Source organism: Arcticibacterium sp. SM2516 (genome assembly GCF_057914865.1).
In genome coordinates this window covers 1,020,338-1,046,227 of sequence record NZ_CP195290.1, presented here as the reverse complement: position 1 = coordinate 1,046,227, position 25,890 = coordinate 1,020,338, and the positions used below count along the sequence as shown (strand labels likewise).

General features: G+C 36.2%; 19 protein-coding genes and 1 tRNA gene. 4 read left to right on the top strand and 16 right to left on the bottom strand.

Annotated elements, in window-relative coordinates:
* Positions 1-3 precede the first annotated feature (3 nt).
* From ACSBFT_RS04410 to ACSBFT_RS04385, 6 genes are read right to left on the bottom strand one after another with little or no spacing between them, the layout of a single operon-like run.
* Complete coding sequence (locus ACSBFT_RS04410) at positions 4-3,552, bottom strand: DUF7948 domain-containing protein (protein WP_489603685.1); 3,549 nt, start codon at positions 3,550-3,552, stop codon at positions 4-6.
* Positions 3,488-4,111: an ABC transporter ATP-binding protein gene (locus tag ACSBFT_RS04405; RefSeq protein WP_463045736.1), complete on the bottom strand. Its 624-nt coding sequence runs from the start codon at positions 4,109-4,111 to the stop codon at positions 3,488-3,490. The genes ACSBFT_RS04410 and ACSBFT_RS04405 overlap by 65 nt, the downstream gene beginning before the upstream one ends.
* 5 nt (positions 4,112-4,116) lie before the next feature.
* The gene (gene lpxA / locus ACSBFT_RS04400; protein WP_463045735.1) at positions 4,117-4,911 is read right to left on the bottom strand and encodes an acyl-ACP--UDP-N-acetylglucosamine O-acyltransferase; all 795 of its coding nucleotides are present in this window, start codon (positions 4,909-4,911) and stop codon (positions 4,117-4,119) included.
* A 9-nt stretch (positions 4,912-4,920) separates the two neighbouring features.
* Positions 4,921-6,315, bottom strand: a complete 1,395-nt coding sequence (locus ACSBFT_RS04395) for a bifunctional UDP-3-O-[3-hydroxymyristoyl] N-acetylglucosamine deacetylase/3-hydroxyacyl-ACP dehydratase (protein ID WP_463045734.1) — start codon at positions 6,313-6,315, stop codon at positions 4,921-4,923.
* Positions 6,316-7,344 carry a UDP-3-O-(3-hydroxymyristoyl)glucosamine N-acyltransferase gene (lpxD, locus tag ACSBFT_RS04390; RefSeq protein ID WP_463045733.1) on the bottom strand — a complete coding sequence of 343 codons (1,029 nt, stop codon included), beginning with the start codon at positions 7,342-7,344 and terminating at the stop codon, positions 6,316-6,318. It lies immediately after the preceding gene.
* Positions 7,345-7,379: 35 nt separating this feature from the next.
* Positions 7,380-8,621 carry an HD domain-containing protein gene (locus ACSBFT_RS04385; protein ID WP_489603684.1) on the bottom strand — a complete coding sequence of 414 codons (1,242 nt, stop codon included), beginning with the start codon at positions 8,619-8,621 and terminating at the stop codon, positions 7,380-7,382.
* 249 nt (positions 8,622-8,870) lie between these two features.
* On the opposite strand from ACSBFT_RS04385, the gene ACSBFT_RS04380 reads away from it, so the two are divergent.
* Positions 8,871-8,944 (top strand) — tRNA-Ile (locus ACSBFT_RS04380).
* 922 nt (positions 8,945-9,866) lie between these two features.
* Here ACSBFT_RS04380 and ACSBFT_RS04375 read toward each other — a convergent pair.
* Positions 9,867-10,913: a DUF3626 domain-containing protein gene (locus ACSBFT_RS04375; RefSeq protein WP_489603683.1), complete on the bottom strand. Its 1,047-nt coding sequence runs from the start codon at positions 10,911-10,913 to the stop codon at positions 9,867-9,869.
* 501 nt (positions 10,914-11,414) lie between these two features.
* Here ACSBFT_RS04375 and ACSBFT_RS04370 point away from each other — a divergent pair.
* Positions 11,415-11,621, top strand: coding sequence for a group II intron maturase-specific domain-containing protein (locus tag ACSBFT_RS04370; protein WP_489603682.1), 207 nt, complete (start codon positions 11,415-11,417; stop codon positions 11,619-11,621).
* Between the two features lie 148 nt (positions 11,622-11,769).
* Here the strand turns inward: ACSBFT_RS04370 and blaOXA are convergent, their stop codons facing one another.
* A complete protein-coding gene (gene blaOXA, locus ACSBFT_RS04365) occupies positions 11,770-12,645 on the bottom strand; it encodes an OXA-1327 family class D beta-lactamase (RefSeq protein WP_489603681.1) in 876 nt (291 codons plus the stop codon).
* Positions 12,646-13,574: 929 nt separating this feature from the next.
* Between blaOXA and ACSBFT_RS04360 the strand changes: the two genes are divergently transcribed.
* Both ACSBFT_RS04360 and ACSBFT_RS04355 read left to right on the top strand, forming a co-directional pair.
* Entirely contained in the window at positions 13,575-15,287 is a 1,713-nt protein-coding gene (locus ACSBFT_RS04360; RefSeq protein ID WP_489603680.1) for an ice-binding family protein, read from the top strand.
* 9 nt (positions 15,288-15,296) lie between these two features.
* Complete coding sequence (locus ACSBFT_RS04355; protein WP_489604864.1) at positions 15,297-15,488, top strand: T9SS type A sorting domain-containing protein; 192 nt, start codon at positions 15,297-15,299, stop codon at positions 15,486-15,488.
* Between the two features lie 1,209 nt (positions 15,489-16,697).
* Here ACSBFT_RS04355 and ACSBFT_RS04350 read toward each other — a convergent pair.
* The 8 genes from ACSBFT_RS04350 to ACSBFT_RS04315 all read right to left on the bottom strand — a co-directional run bounded on the left by ACSBFT_RS04350 (position 16,698) and on the right by ACSBFT_RS04315 (position 25,532).
* Positions 16,698-17,714, bottom strand: a complete 1,017-nt coding sequence (locus ACSBFT_RS04350; protein ID WP_489601689.1) for an IS110 family transposase — start codon at positions 17,712-17,714, stop codon at positions 16,698-16,700.
* Between the two features lie 251 nt (positions 17,715-17,965).
* Positions 17,966-18,298, bottom strand: a complete 333-nt coding sequence (locus ACSBFT_RS04345; RefSeq protein ID WP_489601687.1) for an ISAon1 family transposase N-terminal region protein — start codon at positions 18,296-18,298, stop codon at positions 17,966-17,968.
* A 683-nt stretch (positions 18,299-18,981) separates the two neighbouring features.
* A complete protein-coding gene (locus ACSBFT_RS04340) occupies positions 18,982-20,274 on the bottom strand; it encodes an acetylxylan esterase (RefSeq protein WP_489603679.1) in 1,293 nt (430 codons plus the stop codon).
* A gap of 663 nt (positions 20,275-20,937) precedes the next feature.
* Positions 20,938-21,306, bottom strand: coding sequence for a nuclear transport factor 2 family protein (locus ACSBFT_RS04335; protein ID WP_489603678.1), 369 nt, complete (start codon positions 21,304-21,306; stop codon positions 20,938-20,940).
* Positions 21,307-21,317: 11 nt separating this feature from the next.
* The gene (locus tag ACSBFT_RS04330) at positions 21,318-22,061 is read right to left on the bottom strand and encodes an SDR family NAD(P)-dependent oxidoreductase (protein ID WP_489603677.1); all 744 of its coding nucleotides are present in this window, start codon (positions 22,059-22,061) and stop codon (positions 21,318-21,320) included.
* Between the two features lie 5 nt (positions 22,062-22,066).
* Entirely contained in the window at positions 22,067-22,261 is a 195-nt protein-coding gene (locus tag ACSBFT_RS04325) for a tautomerase family protein (protein ID WP_489603676.1), read from the bottom strand.
* 116 nt (positions 22,262-22,377) lie between these two features.
* Complete coding sequence (locus ACSBFT_RS04320; RefSeq protein WP_463045726.1) at positions 22,378-22,941, bottom strand: Crp/Fnr family transcriptional regulator; 564 nt, start codon at positions 22,939-22,941, stop codon at positions 22,378-22,380.
* 728 nt (positions 22,942-23,669) lie between these two features.
* Positions 23,670-25,532: a glycoside hydrolase family 13 protein gene (locus ACSBFT_RS04315; RefSeq protein ID WP_489603675.1), complete on the bottom strand. Its 1,863-nt coding sequence runs from the start codon at positions 25,530-25,532 to the stop codon at positions 23,670-23,672.
* Between the last annotated feature and the right edge of the window lie 358 nt (positions 25,533-25,890).

The following is a 25,890-nucleotide window of genomic DNA, read 5'->3' as shown; positions in this document are numbered from 1 at the left end:
CATTCAATTAAAAACTTCTACCCAACCTTTGCATATTTCACTATTCTCCAATTTCAATTCATAAAAATAGGTTCCTGGCTCCACTCCTTCCCCCCATGAATTATCGTAAACCGAGTTTTCATAAACCAATTTACCCCATCTATTAAAAATATTCAAATGGGCATTAGGAATACCTATTACAAAGGTATCATTTTTACCATCTTGGTTCGGAGAAAAAGCATTAGGAATAAAACCATCATCCTCTGGAATCACGAGCGTCTTCTCCGACTTAAATTCACATCCAATATCACTAGTGGCTATAAGATTTACCAAATAATCTCCAGGCTGAGGATAGACAATTTGACGTGGAGATTCTTCAATAATAGTAGCTCTATCTCCCAAAGACCAACGATAAGATACGCCACCTGTTGAGAGGTTTTCAAAATTTATCTCTAAGGGTGCATCACAATGATAGTCCAGTGCATATAGAAAATCTGAAACCACAGATTTATCTACTTTTAAGGAAACCTCCTTACTCAAAATGCAACCGTCGCTATAAAACCCATTCACCTTATAAATGCCTTCCTGTTGAAGAATAAAACTTAATTCCTTCTGGTTTAGCTCATTTTTATCTGGGGTAGTCCATATAAAATAATCTGCCAAACCCTCTGCCGAAATAAGCACCTCTGTACCTTCACATAAGACCATGTTTGGACTTACTTTAAAGTCACTTTTATCATCCTCTACAGTTAAGGTAATATCCTTTTTAATAACACATTCGCCATTGCCAATCAAAACTGAAAAAAGTGTGGTTTCTTTTATAGAAGTTTTCGGGTTAGATATTTCAGAATTATCTAATAAAGCTTTTGGAGACCACTGATAGGTTAAACCACCACTCGCATATAATTGTACCTCTGTACCATAACATACCGACGAGTCTTGCATAATTTCATTTTCAAACGAAACCACTTTGATGTCTCTAAAAATGGAGTCCGATTTAGCACAAGAAACATTATTAAAAGCTTCCAACTTCACCTTATATTCCCCGACTTCTGGAAAATCATAAACCAGCTCCTGCTTCCTTGAAATAACCTCATTATTAAGCGACCATTGATACGTTAAGCCACCTCTACTCTTGTTATTAAAGTTAACTTTGGAGCCTAAGCAGACTACTTTTGGATTAACATTACCGTTTTCTTCTAAATCAAAATCGGCAATTAGAATATCAATGTCGAACTTAAAAGCCGCCATGTTACAATTGCCGCTTTTATGTGTTTTTTCGTAACCATTATCAGTAGGGAAATCTACAAAACCACCAGCCTTACATACACAAGCCGAATGATAAATAATTCCGTTTTTATCAAATCTACAAGTACCTCCGTCCAGATGGTCGCCACGTTCTTCGTTAGCGTTTGTAGGGGCTTGTGAGCCGAAAAAGGTGCCATAAAGTAAAGATTTAGCGTTTGCTTCAAATATGGCAAAGTAATAATTACTGCCAGTCGTTTCTTTGCGATTAGCATTGGATGTTATAGGCAAACCTTTGGTGGTGCTTTCAGGATTAAATCGATTGTTGGTATTAATCTTACCACCCCATCCAGCTACATAGATATTGCCACAGTCATTCACTAAGAATGCTGTCGGTACCAAATCCACTTTCCCTACCCCTCTTCCCGAACCAAATACCGTTGAAAATTTAGTTTCGGATAAATCCGAGTTCAAAGCATGAATAAACTGCCCACTATCTTTATTTCTAAATACTAGCCCATTAATGGGATAATCTCCCAAGGTCAAACCAAAGACATAAACATTGCCTTCACTGTCCAAGTCTAAAAGGCTTCCAATGTCATCTTCTTTTGTACCGAGGTAGGTTAAATTCTGAAGTACGGTATTCTTGTATTTAGCTATAAAAGCATCTGCATTTCCTAAATGTTGAGGTATTATAGCCTTGGAAGATGTTTTCAAATCACTACTTAATGTGGTTCCTAAAACAAAGACTTCTTTGGCTTCATTCACCCTGACACCATAACCGGCATCATAATTATCTCCACCTATATAAGTACTCCATTTTAGATTTGAAACATCCGGACTTAATTGAAAAACCACGGCATCATGACTGGAGCTAATAGCGGTGTTTGAAAATTTTAAAGGGAAATCTGTAGAGGTGCTAATAGACGCTACATAGATGTCATCATCCGCACTCACATAAACTTCCCCTCTAAATTCGTCACCGTAATTTTCTATTAAAAGTGGTCTATAATCATGGATACCGTCGTTTCCTGTACCTCCCATATAAGTACTCCCTAGAAGTCTAGTACCCTCTGAATTAATGACTGACACAAAAATATCTGATCCCTTCCTGAAGTCAATATTTGACGTGATAGGCACCCCCAATATCGCTGGACCACCTTTAAACTGTTTTTGAAAAGCATTGCTGGTAATGGGAAAATCGTCGGAAGAAGTAGTGCCAAAAATGACTAAATCGTCTTTAGAATTACATATCAAACTATGTGGCACTTCGGTTTCTCCACCTCCAAAAAATGTGGCGTACAGCAACTGTTTACCATCAGAACTGTATTTCATGATGACCATATCTGTTGTTAAGGCTACACCTGGCGTATAATCGGCACCTCCGAGGTTTGGCTGAACCACACCGATGGTTGCCGAAAAACGAGCACCAAAGACCGTCCCTCCTGCATATAAATTACCTTTACTGTCGTAAGTGGCAGTATGGCTCCAGTTATCTGAAATAGAACCACTATAAGTGGAAAAAACCAATTCCGGATCGATGATAAGATCTTTGGTCGTATCATAAGCTCCTATCCGAAACGACAACTCATTTTTGTCTAAAATAAAGGCAGCACTGACTTCATCTTTTGTGTTTGCTCTTTTTTGAAAAGTAAAAGGGGCATATTCTTTAAAACGATTGACACGAGTAGTTAAATGAACTTCACCATTCTCGAGGGCGATATTATTTTGACCTTCATAAGACATTTTAATATCGGCAGGGTTACCATTGGGATGAACTACATATTCGTATTTCAGTGCATCTCCTATTCCATAAAGTCTAAAGTCTATATTGGTGTAAACATTTTTTAACCAAACTTCTTCAAAACCTTTAGCGTTAGACACCCATTTAGAGGCATCGTTCCCGAAATAGTAATTATAAACCTGTGACAGCGGTTTTAAAGCCTCACTTACCGGCTTATGGGAAGCTCCATTAAATTTGACAGAAATACCATGGGTTTCAATACTTTTATCCTTCTTTAAATGCTCTCTATTTTCATTTGAGCCAAAATGCAGATCGGAAAGTTTCTTGGTATCATAAAATAGATATTCTAGACCCGTTTTTTTTACCATCAAAAAACCTCCAGGAATATCTGCTTTAAACAGCACCTCATCAGGCCACTGTCCCTTATTCTCAATAAAGGTATATTTAGATGGCGATGAGAAAGCTTGAAAGGAAAAAGTAGAAAGGAAAAAACAAAGGATTATAGATAGGCTTTTTCTATCAATTATTTTTATAACTGATGACGTCCAAAATCTCGTCGCAAAAGTTGTACTCCTTGGCATCATTTGAAGAAATAATAACCAATTTAGTTGGTTCTAAGTTAGAAACCATATCTAAATACCATTCCGTACCCTTCTCGTCAAGATTAGTGGTAGGTTCATCTAGAAAAATAACATCTGACTGTGTAAAAAAGGCTAAACCTAATTTTAGCCTTTGTTTCATTCCTGAAGAAAATTGCTTTAAAGGCTTATTAATTTCCTTTTCAAGATAAATTAACTCTAAAAAAGCGGCCTTAGATAAACCGCTTAATAGGGGCTTAAATTTTACATGAAAATCTAACGCTTCTGAGAGGGTATATTCCTCTATTAAATCTATATACGGGGCTGTTATATAAATGTGTTTGTAAACATCCTCTTCCTTTAAGGGTTTTCCGTTTAGACTATAAGTTATAGCACCTAAATTTGAAGGAATAAGGCCAGAAATAATTTGGAGTAAAGTAGACTTCCCAGAACCATTAAAGCCGGTTAAAGCGTACTTTTTACCGGCTTCAAAATCAAAACATACATTCTTGAAAATCCATTCATTACTAAACTTTTTTCCAATGTTTTCAAGTCTAATATCCACAAGATTTATCTTTCTTCTCCTCTAAGGTTACCATTTTTAATAATCCCTCTTTCAGAATTTTTTAGAAAAAAGAGTATTTCGTCACGTTCTGGAGTAGCATCCATTTCTAGTTCTATAGCTCTTCTGGCATCAGCCATATTTAAGCCTTTTAAAAACAAATAACGATAGGCCTCTTGAATTTCGGCTATTTTCTCATTGCTGAAATCACGTCTTCTAAGCCCAATAGAGTTTACACCTGCAAAACCCAAAGGCTCTCTAGCAGCTTTTATGAACGGTGGAACATCTTTTCTTACCAAAGATCCTCCAGCTATCATCGCATGAGCACCTATTTTCACAAACTGATGTACGGCCGTGGTCCCACCTATAAAAACATAATCTGCAATGGTAATATGACCTGCTAATTGAACACTATTCGCTAAAATAACATTATCGCCAATAATACAGTCATGGGCAATGTGCACATAAGCCATCACTAGACAGTTCTTACCTACAACGGTTTTATATTTATCTACCGTACCTCTGTTAATAGTTACACACTCGCGTATAGTAGAATTATCTCCTATTTCAGTAGTAGTATATTCACCGTTAAACTTTAAATCTTGCGGAACAGCGGAAATAACGGCACCAGGGAATATTTTACAATTTTTTCCTATTCTAGCACCCTCCATAATAGTTACATTAGGTCCTATCCACGTTCCTTCATCGATGGTTACATCTTTAGAAATAGTAGTGAAAGGTTCAATAACAACATTCTGAGCTATTTTAGCTTCCGGATGAACATAAGCCAGTGGCTGATTCATATTATAATTCTAATCGTTTTTTTTCTTTACTAATCTCGCGGTCATGTCCACACTGCAGACAAGATTTTTTCCTACCCAAGCCTCTCCGTGCATTTTCGCAACACCCATTCTTATAGGCATTAGAAGTGAACATTTGATAACTAACGCATCTCCTGGTAAAACATTTCTAAAAAACCTACATTTATCAATCCCCACAAGATAAGGCCAGTACGCTTCTGGTTCACCTGTAGAAGTTAAAACTAAAACACCACCTGTTTGAGCTATTGCTTCCACTTGCAGCACTCCTGGCATTACAGGATTATCTGGGAAGTGGCCCATAAATTGAGGCTCATTCATCGTAATATTTTTAACACCAACAACTGTACTACCATCAAGAGACATTATTTTGTCAACTAGTTGGAATGGGTATCTATGAGGCAACAACTTTGCAATACCATTGATATCAAAAACAGGCTCAGCGGACACATCAAAACTTGGTGGCTCCTTGGCTGCATCGGCTATCACTTTAGTAATCTTCTTAGCCAATTCCACATTAGCAGCATGGCCAGGTCTGGCGGCTAAAACATGACCTTTTAAAGGTCTACCTACCAAAACTAAATCACCAATTAAATCTAACAGCTTATGCCTTGCAGGCTCATTTTTAAACTTCAATGGCTCATCGTTTACAAAACCCGAATCACCAATCGTTATTTTTCCTTTGCCAAGCATCTTGGCCAATTCCTCTATTTTTTCATCGCTTACCTTATTTTCAGCAATTAAAATAGCATTGTTGATATCGCCACCTTTTATAAGACCTGCTTTATACAATGCTTCTAACTCATGGACGAAGACAAAAGTTCTACATGGGGCAATATGTTCCTTGAAATTAGAAAAATCGTTTAACTGAGCATGTTGAGAATTCAACACTTTAGAGTTATAGTCTACCATTACTGTTAAACGATAATCGTCTAATGGTAAAACGGCCAACTCTATTGAATGGTCAGGATTATTTAGCTGAACAGCTTCCGTAATGGTAAAATAATTCCTCAGTGCATTTTGCTCTACTATTCCAGCTCTTTCTATCAATTCTACAAATGGCAAAGCACTACCATCCATAATAGGCACTTCAGGACCATCTAATTTGATGAGGACGTTATCTATTTGCAAACCACCCATAGCTGCCAAAACATGTTCGGTGGTTTGTACCTTGGCTCCATCTTTTTCTAATACCGTTCCTCTGGCGGTATCTACTACATATTCTACTAAAGCGGGAACCTTCGGAGTGTTATCTAAATCTATTCTTTGAAAAACGATTCCTTCATTAATGCCAGCTGGGCAAATGGTTAAAGTGACCGTTTCTCCTGAATGTAATCCTACTCCCTTTACAGAAACCTCGCCACCGATGGTAGATTGTTTAGTGTTCATTTAATTATTTTTTTCTCTTTCTAAATCGCTAATACGTCTGTCTAATTCAGGTAATTTTCTAAAAAACACCAATGACCTCTGATGTTGCCTAAGCTCCATGTGAGGGGTACCATTTAATGATAGATTTTCCTTTTTAATATCTGAGTTTATGCCCGACTGAGCTCCAATTTTAGTACCATCTGCAACTGTAATATGACCTGCAAAACCTACTTGGCCACCTACAGAGCAATTGGCTCCTATTTTTGTAGAGCCAGCAACACCCGTTTGCGAGGCTATGACGGTATTCTTACCTACAGTAACATTATGAGCAATCTGAACCAGATTGTCAATTTTAGCACCATCATCTATTAATGTGCTACCAATGGTGGCTCTATCAATGGTGGTGTTGGCTCCAATAGAAACATTGTTTCCTAAAACCACATTTCCAGTTTGGGGAACGTTCTTATAACTACCATCACTTTGCGGTGCAAATCCAAAACCATCACAACCTATAATTGCTCCTCCGTGAATGGTACAATTATCTCCGATAACTGTATTTGAGAAAACTTTAGCTCCTGCATATAAGATACAGTTTTTGCCAATAATTACATTTTCATCAATAAAAACTTGTGCATAAATGGTAGTGCCTTCGCCCACCGAAGCTTTTTCACAGATTTCGGTAAAGGGTCCTACATAAACACCTTCAGCTAGATTTGCAGAAGATGATATTTCTGAGCGTTCAGATATGCCTGTTTTACGTTTTTTCATCATCTTCTCATACTCACTTAATAAAGTAGAAAAAGCAGAATAAGGGTCTTTAACCTTTATAAGAGAAGACTGAATGTATTCTTTCGCAATAAAAGAATCTGCCACTATTACCGCAGAAGAATCAGTATGGTAAATATGCGATTCGTACTTTGGATTGGCCAAGAAAGAGATTCCTCCCTTTTTTCCTTCCTCAATTTTATAAAACTGGTCAATTTCTAAACTATCATCACCTTCAACTTCTCCTCCAATGAGCTGGGCAATTTGACGCACTGTGAATTTCATACTAGCTTTTTAATGGCTTTATCTGAAGATAAGCGTTAAGAATGCAAATATACATCTTTGACCCAACATAGGTAGTGTTTTTTGACGATCTTACCCAATGCCTTGATAGTCGGCAAATCTGAGGCATCTACGATATCTTTTACTTCGCCGGTTTTCATTAATATTTTGATCGTACTGTTCTCTAAAACGTATCCAGAGTTACTAATGCTGCCTTGATAAAAAAAGTAATTAAGGTCATCAGGATTAACACCTTTTTCTAACAAATCTGATTTAACCTGACTTACCAAGCTTGCCTCAGGCATATCTTCTGTTAATTTTATCTTGAATAACTTTCTATTAATAAAGGACTTAGACAAATAGGACAAAATCTCGTCAGAATGGTCTTGCCAATATTTCATACAAAACCACACGTCGGTATCATCAATATTCAAAAAGCTTTCCAATATCTCCGTTCTTTTCTCAAACTCTTCTAATCCTATTTTTCTTTCCAGAAATGGCATAAGATGTTTTGCACAAGGGACCTCCACTCCAGTAGACAATAGGAATCTAGCCCTTTCCAACGCTTTTATCAAAATAACCTCTGCACTTATGGCTGTTTTATGAAGATAAACCTGCCAATACATCATCCTACGAGCATTCAAAAAAGTTTCAACACTCAGTAAGCCTTTCTCTTCTACTACTAAATCTCCATCGTGAATATTGAGCATTTTTATGATACGCTCCACCCCTATTCTACCTTCCGCTACTCCCGTAAAAAAACTATCACGATTGATATAATCTAACCTATCCATATCTAGCTGGCTAGAAATAAGCTGATGGAAAAATTTTCGATCATATGAATTATTAAACATCTCTATGGCCAAACTAAGCTTACCATTGAATTCAACATCTAACTCATTCATCACCATTTCCGTGATTTTCTCATGATTTATACCCGAAAGCAAGGTATGCTCTAAGACATGAGAAAAAGGGCCATGTCCGATATCATGGAGTAAAATGGCAATTTGAGCAGCTTCTCGCTCCACTTCCATGATTAAATTCCCTTTGGCTTCCAAGCTATTGAGTACTTGGCCCATTAAGTGCATGGCTCCTATGGCGTGTTGAAAACGTGAGTGCAAGGCACCTGGGTAAACAAAATCCGTCAAACCCAATTGTTTAATCCTTCTTAACCTTTGAAAATATGGGTGCTCGATCAAATCATAAACGAGGTCGCTAGGCAGTGTTACGAAGCCATAAACGGGGTCGTTTAAAATTTTTCTTTTGTTTGATTTGTACATTTTACGCAAAAGTAGCTAAAGCTAAGCTCAATTAATATTCGTGATTATTAAATTCTAATAACTTCTTCATAAAGTATATATCCTTACAGACTGTTTATTAATAGATTACCTTTTAATTTAAAGAATTTTAAAATAATCTAAGGAAATGACTTTGGTTTCAAAAACAAATCCTTTTATCTTTGCACTCGCTTAACAAAGGCAAGACCTATTTTTCATGAATTTGAAACTTAGTTTTGGTAAAGAAAAGCAGGACCTATAGCTCAGTTGGTTAGAGCACCTGACTCATAATCAGGTGGTCCCTGGTTCGAGCCCAGGTGGGTCCACTTGATAATCAGAGAGTTACGTTAATTCGTGACTCTCTTTTTTTTGAGGTTGCAATACAGGTTGCAATACAAATCGAGACAAAGCATAAAACATATCTCCATTTTTGAGCACTCCCCGTTTCTATGAAATTATGGTACGCCCATCAAAAAGTAGAGCATTGCAGAAAAGCCACTCATCAAATTTGGCCTTTTGTCCTCCTGTTATCTGGGGGAGATAGAATATGGATGTAGGTAGGCTGTCAAGCCAAAAGGTGCATGGAAGCAGAATCCTCAATTTGATTAGATGTCGGTATTTAAGGTAATCTCTAATTCAGAGTTCCCTTAGGAAGACTCCGATCAGGTCAAGCAAAAGACAGAAGCTGGCAATCGTTAAAACGCAAGCTAAAGGCAACCACCAAGAAAACCAAACCTTACAATTTTGACCTGTGACTAGCTAAAATCAAAAAAGTTTATAGAGGATGGGTGAACAAAACCGATTGGCAAGTATTCACGGCAAACTCAAAGCCCTTGATGAATGGTTAAGAAATAGGTTAAGGTATTGTATTTGAAGTGATGGGAACGCCAAGTCTGGAAAAAGCACGAACGTAAGCGAAAGAACCTGATTAGGCTTGGTGTAAACCATATTCAAGCATATCGGTGCAGCCGTACAAGAATGGGAGTATGCACTGGGCGTGCCCGGCAGCTCAAAGCCCTTCCGATAGCTATCGGAATTGAAGACTACCATCACGCTTGAAAAGTTAAGATTACGTGGATACGAAAGTATGTTGGATTATTATCAACGCTTACAACCAGAGATTCAGAACGGGAACGCCAAGTTCGCCGTACCGATAGCTATCGGTACGAGACCCGTACGTACGGTGGTGAGACCGGGCTGGCGTACCAGAGCCCCAGCCCATCATGTTCTATTGATGGGTCAGGCTACTCAATTGGTGGCAGGCTTTATTGGATGTCCAAATTTCACTAAGCAATGCCAAACATATTTTGCCAATTGAAATACTTCCAATTTTTCGTATTCCGCTTTTAATTTTTCATTGGTTAGTGCTTTTCCTATAATATAAGAATTGATAATTCCATTTTCCGCAATTTTTTTCGCAAAAATTTGCGTTTCTATCCCTCTAAAATTATTAGGTATATCATTGATATGAAGTTTATAGCCAAGATTCCAAACAAGTGAAATGTCAAACTTTTCACACAATTCTTTAAATCTACTTTCAAATTCTGTTTCTTTAAATGAATAGTCCGCTACTAATGTAGTTATATCATTTTTAAGGTCAATTCTTCCATGTATTTGTGCCTCAATATAAAAGTCCAAATTGTGGGTGTTTTTTCCTGTCAATTCGCCTGGTTTAAGTAATTTGGTTATATGCTTAATGAAGTCTCCTAAACTATTATGCTGAAAACCTAAAGCTGTATTTCTGATAAATATATCTTCATATAATTTAGCATAAATTAGAGTTAGATGATTAGCTGTTCCTATTTCATTTGGAAGAAGGTATGAATCGCCATATGTAAATGTACTTCTATGTTTTATCTCTGGATTTGTTACAAAAAAGCAAGAACCAAATCTTGGTGAAGCTCCATCACTCGTTGAATTTAGACTCAAAGAACCATATTTTGGTCTTTCATTGATATTTCTACCATATATATTGTTAAACAGCTTATTTTCCCAAAAATCTCGTTCTCCACCAATTTCAGCAGTTAAACTTCCTGAAGATATTTTGGTTTGGTATTGATTTTTATACTCTCCAGATTCTATTAAGCTATCTATAATTGTACAATTATTATATGAAATTCTGTCGGGGTGAAAGTGTAAATTTACACAAGCTTTTTCCAAAATTAAATCATTAAAAAAATCATGTTCTTTTTCAGAAATATTTGAGAATCTCAAAATTGACAGTAAGTTTTCAAATTCTTTTGTCGAATTTAATTTAATAATTTCTTCTGTCTGTTTTAATAGTTTTTCGATCATTTAGCAGTTTTCAGTTAAGCTTGCCACCAACGATAGAGTATCTGAACAAAAGGTGCAAATACTATACTTATATATTCGTTTAATAAGTGTTTGTTTTCGAATAATCGTATCCGTTCAATAAGTGAAATTGGAGAAATTACTTGGTACCGCCAAAAGCGTTTATTTTTCGGTATTTCGGTGTGCTTAAATTTGTTTGTTTTAGAAAAGGGTGTCTCTGGTTAGCTTTCGGGATGCTTATTGTCTGGATTTCTCAAGTTCTCGTTTGAACTACTTTTTATCTAAAAAATCGGAATTCCAGAAAGTCTTATCTACTCTTCTCTATTTTATTATTTACGGCTAAAACATGGGTATAAACAAACTTCGGTAGTCTTGCTTTTACTGCAAGAAATATGGGAGAAATCTGAAAGGCCATCCAGTACAATTTGATTTTTTAGGCTTTAGTTTTCAGCCACTTCAAATCAATCTCAAAAGAGGGTGAGTTTCCAGCAATTTGATTGCAAAATGAGTAGAAAATCTAAGAAAAGAATGCTTGGAACATTTAGAGAGTTAGCTTTTCATAAGAAAAGTCAAAGTACGATTCAACATTTGGCATTAAAGCTAAACCCGAAAATCAGAGGTTGGATTAATTACTATGTAAAAGTGAGCAAAAAGAGTTTAACTCTAGTGTTCTACCATTGGCAGCTGGGATACAAGTTTGTAAGAACTTAAATCCAAGACCGTACAACAAGAGCCGTATGAATCGAGAGGTTCACTACTATGCGTCTCGGACTTCGCGTCTCGGACTACGCATCTCGGACTACGCGTCGCGGAACTGTTCTGTGAGAGGTAAGGGGTGAAACTCCCCTAATCTACTCGACTACCTGCTGGCATTCTGTTCAATTATTCCTAAATTTTTGAATACTTTTTTGGTAATTTCCTTTCTGCAACTACCGAAATCCGATCTGTTCATTTTTCTGTCCTGTAAAAGTCTTGTCGCAAAAATGTATGTGCCTTTTCTAGTTTCAATGTACCCTGTCCACCAACCAGTATTGATATTATTTTCACGAGTCCAACCTGTTTTCGCTCTTATGGTGTATTCTTCCGCTTGCTCTGTAATCATTACCCTTTTTACAATGTCAATGTTCCGTTTAGAAAAAGGTAAATTTTCTTCAAATAGAGAGAGTAAAAACTCAACCTGGTTTTTAGGTGAAATTGCAAAGTCACCAAAATTCCAAAAATCAGCTTCTGTTTGGGTCAAATTATTGTTTCCATACTTGCTCTTTGCGAGGTATTTTTTATAAGTATCTTTTCCAATTTTCTTTGCAAGTTCAACAAAAACCCAACCTGCTGATAATTCAAAGGCTTCTTTGACTGGCATATCGTGATAAATCTCAGGTCGATAACCATACTTAGCCGTATCTGTACTACCGACCCATTTTACTATTTCGTTTTCATCTTTAATCGTATTAGTTTCAAGGGCAATCAATAAATTAATAATCTTGAATGTAGACGCAGGAAGCGTTTTAACTACTAGTCCAAAAGTGTCTGATACAATCCATTTTTTACTTTCTACGTCATAAATAGCAATTGAGCCTTCAACTCCACAACTGTCGAAATAACTCTGGAAGTCGCCCCTTAAAGTCATATCGTTTTTAACCGAAATATTTGATTTTTCGTCTGCTTGTTTGTTTGACGAACAGCCATAAATAAAAGATAGTGTTGCAATACAAAAAAATAGATTTATTGATTTCATTAGTTTCTTGGTTTGTTCTTTATGCTTGCAGGTAACATTAAAGTATTCCCGAGTTATTGCGGGTGTGCGTTTTTGCATCAATTTAGGAAAAGATTTTTGACCCGCAATGAGTTGGGAATAAATCCGTTGTACGAAGCTGCTTTGATGCTTATTGGGGTGGCTTGGCTTGTTTTTCTTATGGGGAATTCTCCTTGTTTTGTGGCTTCTTTTTTGTGGTTTAGATTTCTAGTTTTTGGTGGACTTCTGGCTGAGTATTCAGCTCAATGCTTATTTTTTGGTATAAATTTCACAGCTTTTATTTGGGTTATGCTTTTTGGATAATCTTTGGACAATAGAATAGCTGCCGCCCTATTTTCGGGAGGTCTTATTTTTGATAGCTGATGGCGTTTAATATTTCCTTAGGTGGTGGAATCCCAGTTTGCCAGATTAGTATGGTTATCGTTGTATTTTTACCACAACAAGGACATATGTCAGGCTGGTAATTACTTTTTTCTTTCGCCTTTTTTAAAGCTAAAGTTCGGTTATAAATCGGGCGTTGATTGCCTATTAGGGGGCTAAACCATTACCATGAACAATTGAACTTCGAATTGAATATAGTTTATTAAAAATCTATTAGGATAGAATTGTCCTTTTATGAAACTGGTTTGAAAATGAACTGAACAACACCCTCCTTTTTGAGACAACGTTCCTTAATTGTTTGATTATGTCAAAGATGAATCTGTGAATTGTGTAATTCTACCCATTTATTATGTAACACTTTTGCATAAGCAAGGAATGTAACTTTGTCTATCAAGTTTAAAACATACAGAAGGAGCTCATTAATACAAAAAATAGTTCACTAGGGAGTGGCGAAAATAACATGGTCGCTACTAATTAAGCAGTGGAAGGGCGTAGAAAAGTTCGCCGTATTGATAGTTTATTTAACACATATGAAAAATTATTTACACAAGGTATTAACCGCAGTTTTTCTTCTTTTAGTACCAGTCATAAATTTTGCTCAGGCTCCCCCTTTGGGGACTGCTGCTGATTTTGTTCTATTTACTTCGGTGGGGGCAATGCAAAATGTAGGAACATACCAGTATTTAACATTAATAACAGGTAATGTGGGAACAAATAGTGGTTCAAACACCAATTTTGGTAACGTGAATGGTGTTATGCATGCCGGCGACGGAGCAAGTATTCAATGTGCTGAAGATGTACTGGCTGCATATAATTTTCTTGCGGGAGCGATTCCCGATTCAACAATTGTAAATCCGGTGTTGGGTAATGATTCTACCTTTAAAGCTGGCACCTACTTATTACCTGGAGCAACCTCGCTCAATCAAAGTATTACCTTAGATGCACAGGGCAATCCTAATGCAGTGTTTATTTTTAAAATGCCTGCAGGACCACCTACATTTGCTTTTAGCACCAGTGCAAATGCACAGGTAAACTTAATAAATGGTGCACAGGCATGCAATGTGTTTTGGTATGTAACCGGTGCAGTAAGTATTGGCACAGAAACGTCAATGAAAGGTACTATTGTTGCCGGTGGAGCAATATCCATGGCACCTGGTAGTGAACTTGAAGGAAGAGCACTTACCATTAATGGTGAAGTTACCGTTACCAACGGAGCCATAGGATTATTGGCATATTTGCCTGTCGATATAGCAGCTTCACTGCCTACAGGACCCGCTGCCCCAGTATTTGTTGAATCAGAACAATATGCAGTATTTTCTTCGATAGGGGATGTTTCCGATGATGGTACATCGCATGTTTCAGGTAGCGTGGGCGGTAATAGTGCAATGCCTACAGGTTATAACGCTTTATTTGTAACAGGAAATATTGATGGCATGAATCCTGCTACAGCAGGTGCTGCTGCTGATTTAATCCTTGTTTATAATTCTTTGAATACCCTTACGGCTGATATTGCATTGTTGGCACCTGCTCAATTTGGACACAATTTGGTTCTTACACCTCATTCTTATGTAATGAATTCAGCTGTAATCTTAACTGATACATTAATTTTAGATGCCACAGGAAACGAAGATGCTGTTTTTATTATTAAAACGTATGGTGCCTTTGCATCAGGCGTAAATTCAAAAGTTGTATTGAAAAACGGAACACAAGCTAAAAATATATTTTGGATGGTTAATGGAGCTGTAAGCATTGGTGATTATTCAGTTTTTAAGGGAAACATTATTGCCAACAATGGTGCAATCGACCTTCTTCAAGGTACATGCCTTGAGGGTAGAGCTCTTACAACAAATGGTGCCGTTTCAACAGTTGGAATGACAACAGTTTTACCAGATATTCCGGCAGATTTAATAATCCAAAATGATACTGTTGTTAATTCCGAAATTGAATATTTTAGAGCAACAAATACAATAGTAGTAGCTGGAAACAATACAACAGTTGATTTTGAAAGCGGTTCAACCGTAGACCTGATTGCAGGTAGATCAATTACCTTACTTCCAGGTTTCCATGCTCATTCAGGTTCAAATGTACATATGTACATTCCACCTGCAGGTCCATTCTGTGAGGCACCACAGCCATTTCAAATCCAACCAATTGTTAATAAAAGTATTGGCGTTGATAGAAAAGAGAACACAATCGACGAATTTGAAAAGCTGTTGAAAGTTTATCCGAATCCAAAAGATTGAAAATTCACTATATCCACCCAAAACTTTAATAGTAACATTAACGTAAAGGTATTTAACCTTTCAGGAAAAATGATTCACTATAGCCATGGATTGAATGGAAATAACGCAGCAATAGAAATTAGCAACCCAAATTCTGGATTATACTATATACGCGTATCGGATGGTGAAACAGTAAAAACCGCGAAAATAATAATTCGTTAAAGTAAAAAATTAGGGAAAAGAAATTATAATACCATTTGCGATAATGAAAGAATATGGCTCATTCATTGTGGTAAATGGTATATTACCAAATTGATTATATAATGTCGCATTGGATGTTACTGTATTTTTGATTAATACAAAGCAAAATTAACTAAGCATCTCCAAAGCATTTCGGAGTTAGCTACGGTTATAAATTTAATGAAGTAGAAATCAAAAAGAGAATACTGATATGCGTCATTATATGGTTTAATTGGTAAAAGATAGACACTTTAACATTAATAAATTGAACCAGTCTTTGTTCAAAATCTTTTTTGTGAAATTGTAATACAATACAGGATCGCTTTCCCATATCTTATTTGTCTTATGGTCAAAGTCTATCAAATTTTGTCTACCGTTGATTACCAAAAGGTACTTGTCAGGATAACGTCCATCGATACATTCATAAAATGAAGCATTATCTTTTAAATTAATATCATATGTGGTTGAAGTCTCAAATAAGCTTCTGATTTCTTCCACTATTCCTACTATCTTCTTCTGGAGCATGTCGATGCGTTTTTTTGCTTGGCGTTAACGGTTTACGTATTGGCTATGGTGGGGCATTTGGAAAACGTCAGCCCAACATTTGCACAAATGCCCAATAGGAGTACAAATATTGAGTTTACAATGTCAGCCTCACTATTGCCAATAGGATGTGTGTGCCTTGAATGGCGAATTTAGTTCTTAAAAAGAACATCCAAAGGGTGAAAGACTGGGCGTCGCCGTCCTGTAAGCAGGGGAGTCGTTACCCCAAGCTAAGTAGGTGGCAAGGGTGGGTCAGGTGACTGACCATCTGAAGTAATCGGACCGCCGAAGCGGCCAAACCACGTTGTCTGTACTGACGACAATTCCATTGCGGACAGCAACTACATACTGAGGCTATTAGGACTCGGCGTCGCCGTCGCAAGCGGTAACACATGCTGCCGAAGTCCAAAACTCAGCAATGAGACAGTACCGAAATAGTAGATGTAGCAGGGATAGACAAAAGGATACTCGTCTTACCAAGGGAGATCTCGAACCATACTAGTATGGATTGAGAAGTCACGGGAACGCCCGCCGGCAGGTTCATATTAGGTAAAAGAAATGAGCGAGGATTGCTAAGACCATACCCTCGAGGACTCACAAATTACTGAAGGACTGGGCGTATTCTAAGACCTGAATCTATCCAAAATTTTAAGCAACTTTATTTGAATTGCCCATGCTATTTGAGTAGTTATCCACATATTTCGTTTGATTTCTAATAACTGCAAACATCCTTGTAATTAGCTTGAATCGTACTGCATTAATTATTGAACCATAATGTTTACCTTCATCTATTTTCTTAACATAATAAGCTGCTATTTGGCTATCATGTATCAATGTGCTTCTAGCAGCTTGAGTTAGATAGGCCTTGAGGTTCTTATGTGCATAAAAACAAACATGAGTCTTACCTCTAAGTGAAGTACCTGATGTGTTTTCAAAAGGAGCAACTCCGCAATATGAAGCATATTTTCGTGGGTCAGAGAATTTCGTAAAATTATCGGTATATATAAGCGTAGCTACAGCATTTACAAAGCCAATTCCTGGAATACTAGTCAGTAATGTATAATTCAAAAACAGCTCTGGGTTGGCTTTAATCAATTCTAACATTTTAACCTCCAGCTTTTCAATTTCCTTTTGAGCAAGATTAAACATTCTCTTGTAACCCTTTAAAAATGGATCATTTTCTATAAGGTCTAGTTTATGAGACCATTCTGAAATATGAACCTGAAAAGTCTTTCTAGTGTCAATAAGTGTATTTCGAAGGCTAAAGAGCTTTTTGAGCTCGAAAACTACCAGAGAACCTTGATTTTCAGGCTTTAAAGTCTCTCGCTTTTCGTTTGCATATTTTGCAATTCGGCGAGCATCTACTTTGTCACTTTTTCCGTGAACTAAACCCATTGATTTCTTCACCTCAAGGCCCGAAATTCTCGTGAATCGAATCTTCTTTGCAGTACAAAACTGAACAAGCCGATACTCATAAAAGCCAACATATTCAAATGTAAGCCAGCATTGCTTTATGTCAATTGAATTAGTTTTTAACCAAGCACAAAACGACTTAAACCCAACCGCATCATTTGACGTAGAAAAGTAAAGTTTAGTGCCGTGAACATGCCCATCAAAAGTGAGTTTGGAAATATCAATTCCCACAAAAATATTATTACTTTGCATTTGAAAATTATGTTTAATGGTTTTCAAAAAATGATGCCGATGGTCTAAGACCTTTGATTATTTCCTACGAAAAAAATATTCTAAATAGACATTTCAGCATCTTATGAAAGGAATGGAGTCTAGTACGCCCATTAGGTAACAATACCTAAGTCCCCGTTTAGTTTACTCCATTCTTTTTTCTTTCACAATTTAAGAGTTACCCACAACTTAATTCCCCCTAGAACCCCCTATTACAAAAGAAGTAGTTTTAACTAAGTTTTGATATCTCGGAGTCCAAAGGTCCCCGTCCACTGAGCTACTATTTCCCAATTCCTTGTTACGTTCTTTCCTGTTTCCAAATCCTTCCATTTACGACGTTTGACATGAAGGAACACTTTGTAATTACGAATCGGAAAGTCTTGGATGGTTATTTCATCATAGAAGCCTTTTGAATGAAGTTTTAGTTCTGATAATTCCTGTGGAATATCCAACTTCTCTTCTAAATAAATTCGCAGAATTTCAGTCTTTTTATCCTTATCGACCTTTATCAGATTGAAATTATCGACTAACAATTCGGGCAACAATAGCTTTACTAGTTCTTCCAATTTTATAGATGTTAAATTTCTCCAAAATTCAGAATTTAACAGCTATCCCCCAACTTTTGTTCTTGGTCCGTTGAAATGAGACTACAGCACATCTAGGTCTTTTGAGTGCCCCCCATTTCTATAGTGTTTTGGTTTACTCACCAAAATAGTAGAGGATTTCGATAAAATCTCCACCACAACTTCTTTATTCATTTTTGCCCAAATTTTAATGATAACACTCCAAAAAGAAGCTGGGAGAGGTATATCAATGGTTTACATTTTGTAAAGAAATCAGGTTAAATCACACTATAAAGCTGGCCTTACAGAACTTAAAATGGCAGCAATAAGTCAAAAACTTAATATCAATCGCTACAAATAATAATTCTTTGAGAGAAAGAACAGATTCAATTCCCATTCTTCGACAAGCTCAGTTTAGATAGCAAAAAAATCAATGATAAGGCATACAATTATGCCCTAGGGGCTTGAGCTTTTTAGATGTCAAATGAAGGTTGCTGAGTTTATCGAAGCACCGAAGCCTTAATCGCTACATACGAGCCTAATTGTTGAGCTCAACCCAAGGTAACTAAAACCGAAACATGAATAGAGCGAGATACGCACCAAAATCTTACTTGCTTTTTACAAAGGTAGACGCTTTTATACGAGTATATTTAGGTTACACTTTCATAGAAGTAATTTTAGAAAACTCATTTTTTTAGTTTCTCTATAAGCCATTTATCCCTCATTTCATGTTGTTCCGGAAATGACCAGTGCTGGGTTTCCTGAAATATATGAAGCTCTTTTTCAGACTTAAGCACATTATATGCAGAATACGTTGAGGTTGGAGGGCAGACATTATCATTATAGCCCCAACTATACCATCCTGGCACTTTCACAAATCGGGCGAAATTTACTACATCAAAGTATTTTGATGTCTCTATTTTCTCTGGCTTGTTCGTATAATCATCAGTAAATATTTGTGGCCAACCTCCCGCTCGATTATGCAAAAAACCAGTTAAATCTGAAAGGGCTGGGTAAAATGCAGCCAAATATTTAATACGGCTATCTAAACTCGCGGTAACTATTGAAAGTGCACCACCTTGGCTTCCTCCTGTTACCCCAATATTCTCTCCATCAAAATTATCAAGACCAAACATGAAGTCTACCGCTCTTACACATCCAAGATAAACACGTTTATAATAGGCATTGTCTTTATCATCCAGATTGATACCCCAATAATTTTTCAATGCACCTTCCTTTAAATTATCGTAAACACGCTGGTCAAGGTTTACAGGTATACCATGAATACCAATGGTAAAGGATATAAATCCTTTTTCTGCTTCTGATACCACGCCATAGTATGGCCGAACACCTGCTCCCGGAACGTGTAATATTGCTGGATATTTGCCCTCCTTTTTCGGAGTACATAGTATACCATAAATTTTTCCTTCAATATTGTCCAATTCTACATGATATACATTGGCTTTTGAGGTACACCTTTCAGGCATTAGGGTAATAATGGGATTAACCGGTACTTTGGATAAATCATTTTTTCCTTTGTCCCAAAACGCTTCAAAGTCTTTGGGTAGCGTTGTGGTTGGTTCAATTTTTTCAGGAGAAAAACCAGCCGTTGCATAGGAGGAGTACGTATTACCATCCACTTCTACAGTTGCCGTGCAACGAAGAAAGCCTGGTTCTTTAAATTTTTTGGCCTTTATTTTAATTGATTTCTTATTAAGTACAAACGCCCCTTGGTCCCATATCTCAACTAACCGATAGCCAGGATCTGGTTGTATGGTGTACTTGATTTCAATCCCCTCAAGCGGTACATTATTTCTTAAAGCTGTAATGGTAAATTCAGCCTGATCGCCAACTTCATAGGTCCAGTCAGCATGATTTGGTGTTACAATCACCTTCACCAGTTGTTCACGGGGCTGGGCATCTATATGGCTATAAAATGTTAGTGCTAATAAAATTGTTAAACAGAATTTGAGTCTCATTTACATTTATGGGTTGAACGTGTTAGAATTTTTATTTGGTGTGGGTAAAAGCCGAATTTAGGAAATAAAAGCTTAGTAGAAAATCCACAGGGCTTTTGGTTAGTCTGCATAAAGCAATTGAAAAGGGACTTTCTTTAACCCGGTTTATGCATTGGAGAATTGTAATGAGTAGCTAAAGTGTAATAAATCAGACATTTAAACGAGATTAGCATAGCACCGCTCTGGTGATTGAGTTTAAATGGGTTGACGAACTGATTTGAAGCAATTTAGTTACGGCCCCGATAAAATCGGGAGATTTTCTAATACATAAGGCGGGTTTGAATTATAGCGTAAATTAAATAAATCTACCCTAATGTATGTGTATGAAAACTCTCGTACAGGAAGCAATTTTTAACAGGTAAAAGATTATATATGTGTGCCTTGAAAGCGAATTGAATTCTTTATCGGAACCAATCCAAAGAGTGTAAGCTTAGGCATCCCCGTCCGTAAGCGAGAGAGTCATTATCCTAAGCTAAGCAAGTGGCAAATGCGACCGACCATCGGATGCCTTCACAAGGTAGGGAAGAACATAATGGAATTATGGTGTGATTCGGGCTGGCGGACAAAAGCCCGACCCATCATGTTCTATTGATGGGTCGGGCTACTCGATTCGCAACTGATTATTTATACTACATGAGTAAATATCTTATTTACAATTTTCCAATTGCTATCAATTTTAGCAAGTGATATATAGTCATAATAATTATATCCTAGCATTGGAACATGTAATTTAGCCATGGCAATTTTACCCATAATATCTATTCCTATTATTTTCATTCGGAAAGATTCATTTAAATCTTTCGGGCTTTGCCTATTCTGAACTCCATCTAGATATTCTTTTATGCTCTTCAAATATTCAATCTCTTTTATATCTCCATAAATATTTACGTTCTCATTAAAACAAGCTTCAAGTTTAGCCCTATCTCCATTGAAAATCCCTATGAAGTAATTGGTAATCAAATTTTCAATTTCTTTTATATTCTCTTTATACATGATTATTGATTTTAGATAGCGTGTCCGATGGTATGGCCACCAGCTACGTTAATTGTTTCTCCTGTTACAAAATTTGATGAAGCCAAGTAATAAGCTGCTTCTGCGATTTCAATTGCTTCTCCAATTCTTTTTAATAAGTGTAATCCAGATAAACTGTCCGCATTTTCAATTCCAATTTTACTTTGTAATGGACTTCGGATAATTCCTGGAGCGATAGTATTAACCTTAATGTTGTTTTTCCCAAATTCAGTGGCTAATTGTCTCGTTAAAGAATGAATAGCACCTTTACTTGTTAGTGGTGCTGTTGCAGGAAACCCACCTATAGCATGTTCTACTAAAACAGTTCCTATGTTTATTATAGAACCATTATGTTGTTTTATCATTGAAGGAATAGCCGCTTGAGAGGTAAAAAATGTTCCTTTCAGGTTTACGTTCCAATACAGGTCTAAATCGTTTTCTTCAACATCCAAAAAAGGTTTTGGAGCAAATACCCCTGCATTATTTATTAAAACATCTACAGTGTTAAATTTTCTAAGTGCCAAAGCAATAAGTCTTTGACCTGTTTCTTGTTTGCTAACGTCTCCAGCTAAATAAATAGCGTTAGAAGGGGATCCAAATTCATGGTAAGTCTTTCTTAAGTTTTCTTCGTTGGAAGAGTTCATGACAACATTACTTTCTCTTGCTATAAAATATTTTGCAATTTCTTTACCAATTCCTGTGGATGCTCCTGTAATGATTACGGTTTTGTTTTTCATTTTCTTTACTTTTTAGATCCTAAATACTGTTTTCCATTTACTCCCCAATTTGCTATTGGTACTTCATCAATAACCACATGGGTTGTTTGTGGGTTTTTGTTAAGTATGTCAACTACTAGTTGCGTAGCACCTTCTATTAATTGACGTTTTTGCTCTTGAGTTACTTGTTCATCAGTAACTCTAATATTAATGTATGGCATAACCTTTTTATTAAATTAATTGTCATGCAAAATTGATAAGAACCTGATTTTTCAGAAAGGAGGTTTGTCACTTCTTTGAAGTGATGTAGGTCACATTAAGTGAGGAAGAAATAGATTTATGAATTTAATCTACTCAGTGTTTCTCTAGAAACACCGAGATAGGCAGCTATCATTTTTTTAGGAACACGTTGAAAGAGCTTTGGATATTGCTCTAGGAGCAAGTCGTAACTTTCTTTGGTTGAATTTTTCAACAACGATAAAATGCGGTTTTGAAGTGAAATTCGACCGATTTTACTCTTTTTAGCCCAAAAACGTTCCATTTTATGCATTTGAGCAGTTAGCTTATCCCTGTTTTCGAAAGATATGTACAGTAATTCGCTATCCTCGATACAGTCGATAGAAGTTTTAGATTTAGTTTGATTTACAAAAGATTCATAATCGGTAATCCACCAATTCTCCATACCAAATTGGAGTATATGTTCTCTTCCGCTACTGTCAACAAAGTAGTTTTTTAAGCAACCTTTTATTATCCAGTATTCTTTGTTGACAATTTCTCCTTCTTGAACAACATATTGATTTTTACGCTTATTGATTCGCTCAAAATGGCTCAACACAAAATCAAATTCCTCATCGGTTAGGCTAATAACTTCTTGAATATGCTCTCTTAAAGGATGTGTCATTTTAATTCTGACTAAAGCTTTTTATTGATAAAGATAATAGATGCCAGCCAGAAAATGAAAATGACCCTAAATGTTAAGCGAATTTGATGCAATATATTAACGCATGTACATATACGCATCCCTATGACTTTTTAGCATCCAAAAACAAAACTCAAGAGCCAATAGAATCATTAATATTAATTTGAAAAGGTTAAGCCATGCTTTAAAATTCGCCTCATAGCATTTCAAATGGCAGTAGTAAATCGAAAACTTAGTATCAAATACTACAATTACTCAAATTTAAAAAGTAAGAATATTTTCAATCCCCATACTTCGACAGGCTCAGTATAAATAGCAAAAAATCAATGATAAGTCATACAATTATGCCCTAGGTGGAGGCTTAAGCTCAATTCCGATGGCTATCAGAACTCAAATGAAGTTTTACCCGCTTTATGTATTAGACAATCTCCCGATTTTATCGGAACCGTAGCTAAATTGCTTCAAATCAGTATACTTCGTCAAGCTAAGCACAGGCTACACCTAATAAAGGAAATCACCATAGCCCTTCGACATTAGCACAGCGTAAACGCTATGCTAGCTTCCATTAATTATCTGATTTATTGCACTTTAAAACTCATAACGATTCCCCAAGGCATAATCCGGATTTAAGCGTTTATCGAAGCTTATACTAAACATGTCGATGTAGCTCAATCGCTTCATTTGAGTCTAATTCTTGCTAGCATTTATTCCTATTCAATTTCTAAAATCATAGCTGTAATTGCGGGAATTTCTAATGAATTATTTATTCGTAATATTTTATTGGTTATCACATCTTTTGCAACAAAATTATTAGTAATCATCTCATTGTATCTGTTTATATCCAGATTTACAGCTTCCTTGTTTTTATTTAAAATAACCATTATTTTTTTATCGTCGTTATATCTGAAATAGACATAAACGTCATTATTTTGTGGTGCATAGTGCTTAAATTTTCCGTTTTCAAACACCTTATTTGTTTTCCTCCAGTTTAATAGTTTGGAAAAATAAATTTGTGCTTCCTTTTCTTTTGAAGTAAGCCCAATTCCAGTCTGTGCATTTTTTGAGTCTTCTTTCCAACCACCATAAAAATCACCTCGTCGCTGTCCGTCACTTCCTGCTCGTTCATTGGTCATTAACAGCTCGGTTCCATAAAAGAACTGAGGGATACCTCTCATGGTCATATACATTGCTATTCCCAATTTCCAGTTATCAAAATCTTTATTTATCCTAGAATAAAATCTGTCTACATCGTGATTGTCAGGAAATATCAATTGGTCATTAGGATGCGGAAATTGATAATCTTGAGCAATCCCAAAGTAAGTATCTCTCCAAGTTGAAAACCAAGGGTTAGAACCATTAAGGCTCGAAACTATATTGTCATTTAACAAGAAGTCCATGAGCGTGGGCAAATAGCATTGATAACCGTCAGTATTTACTTTATCTTTTTGCCAATAGGCTGTCTGAGCCACTATTCTCGACATTTCTTCGCCAGCGATGTTAAAATTGGGATATTCTTCGAGTATTGTTTTAGTCCATTCGGCTAAAAAATCTTTATCTGAATAAGAAAAAGTATCTTCTCTAAGCCCTGAAAGTCCGGCAAATTCCGCCCACCAAATTGTGTTTTGAATCAGATATTTTGCTACTAATGGATTTCTTTGGTTTAAATCCGCCATGTGACCATCAAACCAACCGTCGGTATATTCTTTTTTATCAATCTCACTCGCATAAATATCTGTCACAGTTGTTCTTGCGTGATTGGTTCGCGTTTTACTCGTTGAATAATTAGTCCAATCTTTGGATGGCAAGTCTTTTATAAAATAATATTCCGCTCCGCAATGATTTAGAACTACATCCCATATCATACCAATACCTCTTTTTTGAGCTTCTTGCACCAAGGTTTTAAATTGTTCGTTGGTACCAAAACGAGGGTCAATTTTATAAAAGTCCGTTGAGGCATAGCCGTGATAAGAGTATTCCGGTTGGTCGTTTTCTATTAAAGGTGTGTTCCAAATTTGGGTAAATCCGAGCGTTTTTATGTAATCCAAATGATTGATTATACCTTGAATATCTCCACCGTGTCTTTTATCTTCATTTTGTCTGTCTATGGTTTTTTCATTCATTGATTGTAAAATATCATTCTGAGTATTGCCATTTGAGAACCGGTCCGGAACTATGAGTAGAATAGCATCTTTTTGAGTGTAACTTTCTCTTTCAGCACTATTTTTTTCTCTTTCAAGAATGGGAAATTCCTTAGTTATTAACAATTCCTTTTTATCGTAGAATTTCAACTCAACATTTCCTGGTTTAGCCGTTGGATTTATTCTTATCGTAACAAATAAATAGTTTTTATTAGTTACTTTTTCAATTGAAACTAGTTCTACTTCAGGATAGTCAATTTCAGGCTTCAACTCAGAAATGTTGTTTCCATAAATCAATAAATTCACCGTATTATATTTCATATTCGTCCACCAATTTGGTGGTTCCACGCTGTTCAATGTTATGTTTTGAGCTGTTAGAATAAGTGGTAAAAACAATAATAGGGTTGGGATAAATATTTTATACACCGTTTTCATATTGGAAAATTAAAATTTGTTTGCCCAATATTAATGCTGACAAAGAATGACTACCAAAAGCATTATATAAACAACCACTTCTGCTTATCGAATAACCTTTAGGAGTGGGCTTTATAATAAATTGAACAACTATAGAATTAGTAATTCCTCGTGGTCTTTCGTACAATATTGACGGTTGTTTGTATATTATTACTGGTTATTAAGATTATTTTATTGATTTTGGTCGAATGAAGTTTAGTAATATGAAATGCTCTCTTTTTTCTGTGAAAGCGAATTCTTACCCAATGACCAAACACATTTTGTATTGGTTGGTCTTTGTGAGTTTCTTCACTTTGGTTTGGGGAACTTATGATTACGA